The sequence below is a fragment of the Xanthomonas sp. SHU 166 genome (assembly GCF_000364685.1).
Taxonomy (GTDB): Bacteria; Pseudomonadota; Gammaproteobacteria; order Xanthomonadales; family Xanthomonadaceae; genus Xanthomonas_A; species Xanthomonas_A sontii.
The window spans coordinates 1-9,955 of the sequence record NZ_AQOJ01000018.1; the positions used below are offsets into that span (position 1 = coordinate 1).

The following is a 9,955-nucleotide window of genomic DNA, read 5'->3' on the forward strand; positions in this document are numbered from 1 at the left end:
GGCTTGCCAGCGCGCGGCGTCGGCAGCGTCGCGGCGCAGCGCTTCACGCCACTGGCCTGCATTGGAGGGAGGGTGCACGGGTGCGTCTCCGATATGCCGAACGGCATATTCGAGGATATGCCGCCCGGCGGATGTTGCGCAAGCCGCCGCTGCCGATACTCGCTTCGCCCCGAGACGGCATCCCCTCAGCACACGGAGACTTCCCATGCGTCGCATCCTGTTCGCCCTGGCACTGGGCCTGACCACCACCTCCATCGCGCTGGCCGCGCCGGCGATGCATTACGACGGTACGCCGGCGACGCCGGCCAGCAGCGCCGAGCGCGAGATCGCCGGCCTGTTCGACCGCTGGAACGCGGCGCTGGCCACCGGCAATCCGCAGCGCGTGGCCGACCTGTACGCCCGCGACGGCGTGCTGCTGCCCACGGTGTCCAACCAGGTCCGCGCCAGCCGCGCCGAGATCGAGGACTACTTCAGCCACTTCCTCGCCGCCAAGCCGCGCGGTGCCATCAACTACCGCCAGGTGCGGTTGCTCGACGACGACAGCGCGGTCGACGCCGGCGTCTACACCTTCACCCTGAACAATCCCGACGGCAGCACCCGCCAGGTGCAGGCGCGCTACACCTTCGTCTACGAAAAGCGCGACGGGCGCTGGCTGATCATCAACCACCACAGCTCGGCGATGCCGGAACCGGTCGCCGCCGCCACGGCCAGCGCCGCAGCGAAGTGAACGTCGCGTCCGTCACCGCCGCCGCGGTGGTCGGGCGCACTTGAAAGCGGACTCCGGCAGCGCCATCCACACGACATCGCCGTCGCTGCCAGGAGTCCATGCCATGTTGGGAATCGGTGCCTTCAAGCAGCGCCTGCCGCGCCCGGGCGAGAGCCTGCCGGGACGCGCGCAGCCGCTGCCGCTGCACAACCGTCACTTCGTCAACGGCCATCCCTTGCGCGATGCCTTCGCCGGCCTGGAGCAGGTGCAGTTCGGCCTGGGCTGTTTCTGGGGCGCCGAACGCAAGTTCTGGTCGCTGCCCGGCGTGTTCAGCACCGCGGTCGGCTATGCCGGCGGCGAGACGCCCAATGCCACCTATCGCGAAGTGTGCTCCGGCCAGACCGGCCACACCGAGGCGGTGCTGGTGGCGTTCGACCCGCAGGCCGTGCGCTTCGAGCAGTTGCTGCAGACCTTCTGGGAAAGCCACGACCCGACCCAGGGCATGCGCCAGGGCAACGACACCGGCACCCAGTACCGCTCGGCGATCTACTGCACCACCCAAGCGCAGTACGAGGCCGCGCTGGCCAGCCGCGATGCCTACCAGCAGCGCCTGGACGCTGCCGGCTACGGCTCCATCACCACCGAGATCCGCTTCCCGGCGCCGCCGTTCTACTACGCCGAGGACGAGCACCAGCAGTATCTGGCCAAGAACCCGGGCGGCTACTGCGGGCTGGGCGGGACCGGAGTGAGTTGTCCTATCGGGCTGGAGGCCTGAGTCTCAACGCGGAGGTTGCGCCGCGGCCGACCCGCGCTCGGCTGCGGCGCGCCAGCACGCTTCTTGCGCGCTGCCCTCGTCCGTCCTTTGCTGGCTGGGAGCGGCTGGAGCCTGGGGTATCTCCGATCAAAGTCGCTCGTGAGACGGTAAGCGGCTTCCGCACACGCGGAGAGCCATGCCAGGACGAGGGTCGATAGCAACATCGCCAGCGCAATCCCACCAGCACTCTGGTTGGATGGCGCAAAGAGATTGAAGGCGGCCGGTGCAAGCAACCAGGGCACGAATGCGGCCGCGTATAGCGCAATGGCTCCTTTTCGATAGCTCCTGGCTGATTTCCAGATCCCTTTGGGCACGAAGTGCGACTTGTCGTTCGACACCCCGATCATGCCTTTGGCCATCTTGCAGTAAGTCAGAACCTTTGCCGCATTGCTGCGTTCCAACGCGATCCTAATTTCGTCGCCATCGAGATTGCCGCCGATGGCATTGCCGACCGCGATTTGCAACGCAGCCGCGTCCGCGGTGCGCCAGGCACCATCCAGGGAAAGCGCGTAAAGGCGTTGCGTGCGTTTCACGGAGAGACTGAGAAAGCCGGTCCTCCATTTCAGGAAAAACATGGGAAGGGCTCCGGCTGCTGCGATGACGCCGGCGAGGTTGCTGTAGCGGCTTGCGAACTCGACGAGTGACATGACGCGCCTCTGGGCTGAACTCGGTGGCATGAAGCCACGGCACGCTCTCAAGAAACGAGACTGAACCGCGCCGGGACGCAGCAGTGCCCATTGGCCGACGCCGCCTGCCTACTTGGCGATGCCCGTGTCGTGTTTGTCGAGGGCCGGCCGCAGCCGTGCCGCATAGCCGGACAACTGCAGCGCCTTGCGTGGCGACAGCTCGGCCTTGAGCCGCACGATCGCCGCATCGCCGTCGCGGCTGCGGCCGAGCGCATAGTCGGTGCGTGCCAGTTCCAGCGTCGCGCGCTGGCGCACCGTCAGATTGCCGAAGGGATCGAAGAACGAATCCACGCGGCTGCGGTCCTGCACGCCGGTCCAGCCGAATGCCAGCTCGGCTGGGGTTTCCTCGGCGAGCTGCGCGTAGCGGCGCCGCGCTTCGGCCGGCGCGATCTGGCCGCTCAGCAGGGCCAGGCGGCTTCGCAACAGCGCCGTTTCGGCGGCCGGCGCCTCGGTCGCGTACGTCTCCAGGACGCGGCGCATCCATGCCCAGTCGACGTTGCCGGTCTCGGCCTGGGTGCCGAGCAGGTTGAAGGCCAGGATCGCCGCGCGCTGTGACGCGGTGCTGGCGCGCGCGACCGCGTCCGCGGTGGGGCGCCCCAGCGTCGACGGCTGCACCAGCGCGATCGCCGGGTCGTGCGCGAGGATCGTCTCCAGGTCCGGTTTGTGGAAATAGCCCACCACGACCAGCACGGTCTTGCCCGGGTGCGCCAGTGCCGCGGCGCGGATGCGCTGGGCCTGCAGGAAGGTGCGGTACAGGTACAGGCGTCGCGGCAGGTCCTGGTCGGCGCGCGGCGCCGGGGTTTGCGCCCACTTCCGCACCGCGGCCACGTTCTCGGCCACATCCGCCGCGAAGAAATCGCGCTGCAATGCGGCCTTGTCGGGGAACGACAGGAAGCCCTGGAACCCCTGCTCGCGGCGCAGTTCCAGCGGCGTGTCCAGATCCGTGCCGAAGCCGAGTCTGGCGTCCTCCACCGGCGGCATCCAGTCGATCGGACAGAGGGCGACGGGATGCGTCGCAGCGTACGGCAGGATCACGCCCTGCACCTCGTAGGTGTATTCGTAGTAATCGCCGCGCGCCGCCTGCTCCGGCGGTCGCTCGAGACAGATCGCATCCGGCGCGAGGTGCTCCAGGAACGCGGCGAGCACACCCGGCTGGTCGCGCTCGGAGACCAGTTGCGCCGCGTGCTCCACGCCCAGGATCGCGACCCGGGTCGGTGCCGGCGTGGCGGCCATGCCGGTGGCACTGGCGGCGGCCATCGCCAGCGAAAACAACCAACGCACCATCCATCCGCGCATGCACTCTCTCCTGTCCAGGCCGTGGAAGCACCCTGCCGGCGCGCTGGCGTGCGTGACCGCCGTTACGTCACGCCCGCCGCGGATCGACCGCGACGCCGCGGGCTGCCGCCGATGGTGGGTTGCAGGGTGTGGCGACAAGTGTAGTCATGGCGTGCCGCCGCCGTCTGCATGACAGGTGGCACTGGTCGCGCTACACGAACTCGGCCGCGAACATCTGCCGCATCTGCGTGATCTGCTCCTCGCGTTCGGGGTGCAGCAGGCGCAGGCATTCCTCGGCGAAACTGACCGGGCTGGTGCCGGGGGCGGTGATCAGCCCGCCGGCGCTGACCACGCGGCGCTCCTGGTAATGCGCGCTGCCGGCGTAGACGCCGGCGTGCTCGCGCAGGAAGGCTTCGGAATTGCTGGTGTGCGGGCGGCTATCGAGCAGGCCGGCGTAGGCCAGCGCCAGGGTCGCCCCACAGATCGCCGCCACGCCGCGGCCAGCCTCCAGGCGCTGCTGCAGCAGTGCGCTCAGTCCTGGAATCTCGCCGGCCTGCCAGCGGTCGCTGCCGGGCAGCAGCCACAGGTCGGCGTCCAATGGCGCCAGGTCCGACAGCGCATAGGTGGGGTGCAGCTCCAGCCCGCCGATCGAGGTGATGGACTTGCCGTCGATGCTGGCGATCTGGATCGTGTCGCCGAACCAGGCCCGCGCCGCCGGCAGGATGGTGCCGATCTCCCAGTCCGCCACGCCGTCCACCATCACCACTGCGATCGTCGCCATTGCCTTGCCTCTGCACTCGGGCGCGCAGCATAGCCTGGGAAAAGTTGTGGCCGCGCCAACGCGGCGTCGAAAGCGCCATGGGTGATACGCGTTGTGGCTGCGCCTGTTTTGGCGTTCGTGGTTGGTGCGCAAGCGCCTGTAGCGACGACATCTGATCGGGCGGGAAAACGGCGGCGAGAGGCGCACCCGCTTGGCCAATTCCCCATTCCCGTTTCCCTATTCCCGGCACCCCAAGCGCAGCATCACCGCGCTTGGGGTGCAGGCAACACTCAGCCGATCAGCTTCTTCCGGATCGTGTCGCGCAGGGCCTGCAGGTCCTTGGCGAAGGTGTCGATGCCGCCGGCCAGCTTTTCGGTAGCCATCGGGTCGGCGGCCAGGTCGGCGGCGAAGCGCTTGGCGTCGATCGGCTCGATCTTGGCGCCGTCGGCCTGGCCGGGCGAGAGCTTGCGCGGCAGCGGGCCGTGGTCGGCGTCGAGCTTCTCCAGCAGATCCGGCGAGATGGTCAGGCGGTCGCAGCCGGCCAGCGCCTCGATCTGCGCGGTGGAACGGAACGAGGCGCCCATGACCACGGTCTGCGAACCGCGGCGCTTGAACTCGTCGTACACGCCGCGCACGAACTGTACACCCGGGTCCTCGTCGATGGTCGCCGGGGTCTGGCCCTTGGCCACGTACCAGTCGAGGATGCGGCCGACGAAGGGCGAGATCAGGAACACGCCGGCCTCGGCGCAGGCCAGGGCCTGGGTGCGGTTGAAGATCAGGGTCAGGTTGCAATCGATGCCGTCGCGCTGCAGCTGCCGCGCCGCCTCGATGCCTTCCCAGGTTGCGGCGACCTTGATCAGGATCCGGTCCTTGGGGATGCCGCGCTCGGCGTACATGTCGATGAACTTGTGCGCCTTGGCGATGGTGGCGGCGGTGTCGTGGGCCAGGTCGGCGTCCACTTCGGTGGACACGCGGCCGGGCACCAGCGCGCTGAGCTTGGCGCCGACGCCGATGGTCAGGCGGTCGGCGATCTCGTCGACCAGGGCGGCGTGGTCGCCGTCCTGGCCGCGCGCCCAGGCCAGCGCCTCATCGATCAGATCGGCGTAGACCGGCAGGTCCAGCGCCTTCTTCACCAGGGTCGGATTGGTGGTGCAGTCCACCGGCTTGAGCCGCTTGATCGCGTCATAGTCGCCGGTATCGGCCACGACCACGGACAACTCGCGCAACTGGGCGAGCTTGGAGGGGGCGGAAGAGGTCATCGGTATCTCTCGGAAACGAGTGGGAACAAGGATAGGGCCGCGCACGTTAACGCGCTGCGCGCGCATTGTCGTCGTTGGCGCGCTGCACCGCGGTCACGCGCAGGCGCAGAGGGCGTCCGCCGGGCGCCTGCCAGTCGATCGACTGGCCCACGGCCAGGCCGAGCAGGGCGCTGCCGACCGGGGCCAGCACCGAGATGCGCGCATGCGCGGCATCGGCTTCGTGCGGATACACCAGGGTCAGCTGATGGCGTTCGCCGTGCAGTTCGTCTTCGCACTCCACGCGGGAATGCATGGTGACGATGCCGGGGGGAATCTGGTCGGGCGCCATCACGGTGGCGCGGTCGAGTTCTGCGCCCAGCGCTTGCGCGGCCGGGTGCTGGTGCAAGGCAGGGGAGTCGAGCAGGGCTTCCAGGCGCGCGAGGTCGCGGCTGGAGACGATCAACGAGGGCGGCAGGCCGCTGTGGTGTTGCGAGGTCATGGACAGGCTCCGGTTGGATGGCACAACGAACGGAGGCGGCACCGCGCCGCCCCCGTTCCCATTGTGCAAGCAAGCCGGCGCCGATGCGACGTCGCGGCCGGTCGGCCTGTTCAGGCCACCTGGCGCGGCGCCTGGTCCGGCAGCGATGCCTGCGCCGGCAGCGTGAACAACTCCTCGGGCAGCGCACCGAACAGGTGCGCCAGTTGCTGCAGGAACGCGCCCATCGCCGAACTGCGCCGCCACAGCATGGCGATGCGCCGGCTTGGCCCGCCGTCGGGCGCGAACGGCAGCAGGCGCAGGTTCGGCGGATTGGCCACCGGCGGCTGCACCGCCAGCAGCGGCAGCAGGGTCACGCCGACATTGGCGGCGACCATCTGCCGCAGCGTCTCCAGGCTGGTGGCCTGGAACTCGGCTTTCTCCAGCGCGCCGGACAGGTGGCACACGTCCAGCGCCTGGTCGCGCAGGCAGTGCCCGTCCTCGAGCAGCAGCAGGCGTTGCGCGTGCAGTTCGTCCATGGTCAGCGGGGTCGGCCGCCGCGCCAGCGGATGCTGCTCGGGCACCGCCAGCACGAACGGTTCCTCGAACAGGAATTCGGCATGCAATTGCTCGTCGTGCAGCGGCAGCGCCAGCAGCGCCGCGTCCAGCCGGCCTTCGCGCAGGCGGGTCAGCAGCACGTCGCTCTTCTCTTCGATCAGCAGCAGTTCCAGCTGCGGGAAGCGCGCGCGGATGCGCGGGATCACGTGCGGCAGCAGATACGGGCCGAGCGTCGGGAAGATGCCCAGGCGCACGGTGCCGGCTTCCGGATCCTGGCTGCGCCGCGCCGCCTCCTTCATCTGCTCGATCTCGGCGACGATGCCGCGCGCGCGGCTGGCGGCCTCGCGCCCGGCCGGGGTCAGCATGACCTTGCGCGGCGCGCGCTCGACCAGCGGCACGCCCAGTTCGTCCTCGAGCTTCTTGATCTGCGTGGACAGCGTCGGCTGGCTGACGAAGCAGGCCGCGGCGGCGCGCCCGAAATGCTTGTGATCGGCCAGCGCCACCAGATATTTCAGATCACGCAGGTTCATCAGCGGGTTCCTCGGAACGCAGCGGCGGGAGGTGACGCAGGGTCACAGCATAGAGCGTGTGGCGCACTTGGCGACGAGACAGATGGGCGCGCGCGGTGGAGACCGCACGCCCTGGTCCCGCGCCGGCGAAGCGGCGCGGGACGGATGCGGATCAGGCCGCTTCGGCCACGCTGCCGCTGGCGACCGGTGCGCTGTGCCGGATCAGGTGGTCGAACGCGCTCAGCGCCGCCTTGGAACCTTCGCCCATGGCGATGATGATCTGCTTGTACGGCACCGTGGTCGCGTCACCGGCGGCGAACACACCCGGCAGGGAAGTCTGGCCGCGGTCGTCGACCACGATCTCGCCACGCGGCGACAGCGCCACCGTGCCCTGCAGCCATTCGGTGTTCGGCAGCAGCCCGATCTGCACGAAGATGCCTTCCAGCGCCACGCGATGCACATCGCCGCCGACGCGGTCCTTGTAGACCAGGCCGGTGACCTTCTGGCCGTCGCCGAGCACCTCGGTGCTCTGCGCGTTGACCAGGATGTCGACGTTGCCCAGGCTGCGCAGCTTGCGCTGCAGGACTTCGTCGGCGCGCAGCTTGCTGTCGAACTCGACCAGGGTGACGTGGCTGACGATGCCGGCCAGGTCGATCGCCGCTTCCACGCCGGAGTTGCCGCCGCCGATCACCGCCACGCGCTTGCCCTTGAACAGCGGGCCGTCGCAGTGCGGGCAATAGGCCACGCCCTTGTTGCGGTACTGGTCTTCGCCGGGCACGTTCATCTGCCGCCAGCGCGCGCCGGTGGACAGGATCACCGTGCGGCTCTTCAGCGATGCGCCGTTGGCCAGCTTGACCTCGACCAGGCCGTCGGCGCCGGCCGGCACCAACTGTTCGGCGCGCTGCAGGTTCATGATGTCCACGTCGTACTGGCGCACGTGCTGCTCCAGCGCCGCGGCCATCTTCGGGCCTTCGGTCTCCTGCACGGAGATGAAGTTCTCGATCGCCATGGTGTCCAGCACCTGGCCGCCGAAGCGCTCGGCCGCCACGCCGGTGCGGATGCCCTTGCGCGCGGCGTAGATCGCCGCCGCCGCGCCGGCCGGACCGCCGCCGACCACCAGCACGTCGAACGGCGCCTTGGCCGCGATCGCCGCCGCATCGCGCTTGGCCGCGCCGGTGTCGAGCCGGGCCACGATCTGCTCCAGGGTCATGCGGCCCTGGTCGAAGACTTCGCCGTTGAGGTAGACGGTGGGCACCGACATGATCTGCCGCGCCTCGACCTCGTCCTGGAACAGCGCGCCGTCGATCGCCACGTGCTGGATGTTCGGATTCAGCACCGCGGCCAGGTTCAGCGCCTGCACCACGTCCGGGCAGTTCTGGCAGGACAGCGAGAAATAGGTTTCGAAGCGGTACTCGCCGGGCAGGTTGCGCACCTGCTCGATCAGTTCGGCGGTGGCCTTGGACGGATGGCCGCCGACCTGCAGCAGCGCCAGCACCAGCGAGGTGAACTCGTGGCCCATCGGCAGGCCGGCGAAGCGCAGGTGGATGTCGTGGCCGGGGCTGTTCAGCGCGAACGAGGGCGCGCGCTCGCCGCTGTCGCGGTGCACGTCCAGGGTGATCTTGTCCGACAGCAGCACCAGGTCCTCGAGCAGGTCGAGCATCTCGCGCGACTTGGCGCCATCGTCCACCGACGCGGTGATGTGGATGGGCCGGACGACCCGCTCCAGGTAGGCCTTCAACTGGGTTTTCAGATCGGCATCCAACATGGCGGACTCCTGACGTTGGGCAAAGCGAGGGGGAGGCACGCTGCCGGAGCAGCGCGCTGCGAAGAGGGAGGAGGGATGAACCGCAGCCGGCGCCGGCGCGCGATGCCGGCTGCGGTTCACCCCCACCCCCGCCGCGAGGCGGAGATGGGAGCGCGGGCGGCTTAGATCTTGCCGACCAGGTCCAGCGACGGCTTCAGGGTCTTCTCGCCTTCCTTCCACTTGGCCGGGCAGACCTCGCCCGGGTGCGAGGCGACGAACTGCGCGGCCTTGAGCTTGCGCAGGGTCTCGGTGACGTCGCGGGCGATCGCGTTGTCGTGGATCTCGAGGGTCTTGATCACGCCTTCCGGGTTGATCACGAAGGTGCCGCGCAGGGCCAGGCCTTCTTCCTCGATGTGCACGCCGAAGGCGCGGGTCAGCTGGTGGGTCGGGTCGCCGACCAGCGGGAACTGGGCCTTGCCCACCGCCGGCGAGGTCTCGTGCCACACCTTGTGCGAGAAATGGGTGTCGGTGGTGACGATGTAGACCTCGGCGCCGATCTTCTGGAACTCGGCGTAATGCTCGGCGGCGTCTTCCACTTCGGTCGGGCAGTTGAAGGTGAAGGCGGCCGGCATGAAGATCAGCACCGACCACTTGCCCTTCAGGTCCGCGTCGGTGACTTCGATGAATTCGCCATTGCGGTAGGCATTGGCCTTGAACGGCTGGACCTGGGTGTTGATCAAAGACGACATGGAGTTTCCTCGTGGTTGCAATAGGGGTCGGGGGATGGAACGAGGCTCATGATAGGGGGCGCCGATAGATCCCTCAAATCGATTGATGGAATTGAATAGATAGGTTTCCTCTATCGATTCCCAAGCCTGGCTCTTTGCTGCACTGCCGCGCGAACAGCGCGTCAGCCGCCCAGGGCGCATGGGCGTCGGTCCGTTCTACCACGTTGGCTTTTCCGCGCTCGCTGCGTCATCGTGACAGCGATGAATGCGCCCACCCCCGAATCCCTGCTGCGCGACGCCTGCACCCAGGTCGAGCGTGCCGATGCCGAAGCCCTGCTGCTGCACGCCCTGCAACGCGACCGCGCGTGGCTGTTCGCGCACGCCCGCGATCCATTGGCGGACGAGGTGGCGGATGGGTTTCAGGCGCTGCTCGCCCGGCGTGTACAGGGCGAGCCGGTGGCC

Annotated in this window: 10 protein-coding genes and 1 pseudogene; 3 read left to right on the forward strand and 8 right to left on the reverse strand. The window is 68.7% G+C overall.

The window, feature by feature from the left end; genetic code table 11:
* Positions 1–205 precede the first annotated feature (205 nt).
* Both D180_RS01015 and msrA read left to right on the forward strand, forming a co-directional pair.
* Entirely contained in the window at positions 206–727 is a 522-nt protein-coding gene (locus D180_RS01015) for an SgcJ/EcaC family oxidoreductase (protein WP_017911304.1), read from the forward strand.
* Between the two features lie 103 nt (positions 728–830).
* Positions 831–1,481 carry a peptide-methionine (S)-S-oxide reductase MsrA gene (gene msrA / locus D180_RS01020; protein WP_017911305.1) on the forward strand — a complete coding sequence of 217 codons (651 nt, stop codon included), beginning with the start codon at positions 831–833 and terminating at the stop codon, positions 1,479–1,481.
* Here the strand turns inward: msrA and D180_RS23680 are convergent.
* The 8 genes from D180_RS23680 to ahpC all read right to left on the reverse strand — a co-directional run bounded on the left by D180_RS23680 (position 1,427) and on the right by ahpC (position 9,514).
* Positions 1,427–2,167, reverse strand: a complete 741-nt coding sequence (locus tag D180_RS23680; RefSeq protein ID WP_157835395.1) for a hypothetical protein — start codon at positions 2,165–2,167, stop codon at positions 1,427–1,429. The genes msrA and D180_RS23680 overlap by 55 nt on opposite strands.
* Positions 2,168–2,275: 108 nt before the next feature.
* Positions 2,276–3,502 (reverse strand): hypothetical protein, encoded by a 1,227-nt coding sequence (locus D180_RS01025; protein ID WP_017911306.1) that lies wholly within the window; start codon positions 3,500–3,502, stop codon positions 2,276–2,278.
* Positions 3,503–3,692: 190 nt separating this feature from the next.
* A complete protein-coding gene (locus D180_RS01030) occupies positions 3,693–4,262 on the reverse strand; it encodes a type 1 glutamine amidotransferase family protein (protein WP_017911307.1) in 570 nt (189 codons plus the stop codon).
* A 269-nt stretch (positions 4,263–4,531) separates the two neighbouring features.
* The gene (gene tal, locus D180_RS01035; RefSeq protein ID WP_017911308.1) at positions 4,532–5,500 is read right to left on the reverse strand and encodes a transaldolase; all 969 of its coding nucleotides are present in this window, start codon (positions 5,498–5,500) and stop codon (positions 4,532–4,534) included.
* Between the two features lie 46 nt (positions 5,501–5,546).
* Positions 5,547–5,978: a nucleoside diphosphate kinase regulator gene (rnk, locus tag D180_RS01040; protein WP_017911309.1), complete on the reverse strand. Its 432-nt coding sequence runs from the start codon at positions 5,976–5,978 to the stop codon at positions 5,547–5,549.
* 110 nt (positions 5,979–6,088) lie between these two features.
* Complete coding sequence (locus tag D180_RS01045) at positions 6,089–7,042, reverse strand: LysR substrate-binding domain-containing protein (protein WP_017911310.1); 954 nt, start codon at positions 7,040–7,042, stop codon at positions 6,089–6,091.
* 151 nt (positions 7,043–7,193) lie between these two features.
* Positions 7,194–8,786, reverse strand: a complete 1,593-nt coding sequence (gene ahpF, locus D180_RS01050; protein WP_017911311.1) for an alkyl hydroperoxide reductase subunit F — start codon at positions 8,784–8,786, stop codon at positions 7,194–7,196.
* Between the two features lie 161 nt (positions 8,787–8,947).
* Complete coding sequence (gene ahpC / locus D180_RS01055) at positions 8,948–9,514, reverse strand: alkyl hydroperoxide reductase subunit C (RefSeq protein WP_010341941.1); 567 nt, start codon at positions 9,512–9,514, stop codon at positions 8,948–8,950.
* Positions 9,515–9,754: 240 nt separating this feature from the next.
* Here ahpC and D180_RS01060 point away from each other — a divergent pair.
* Positions 9,755–9,955 (forward strand): annotated as a pseudogene (locus D180_RS01060) (protein-(glutamine-N5) methyltransferase, release factor-specific); the annotation flags it as partial.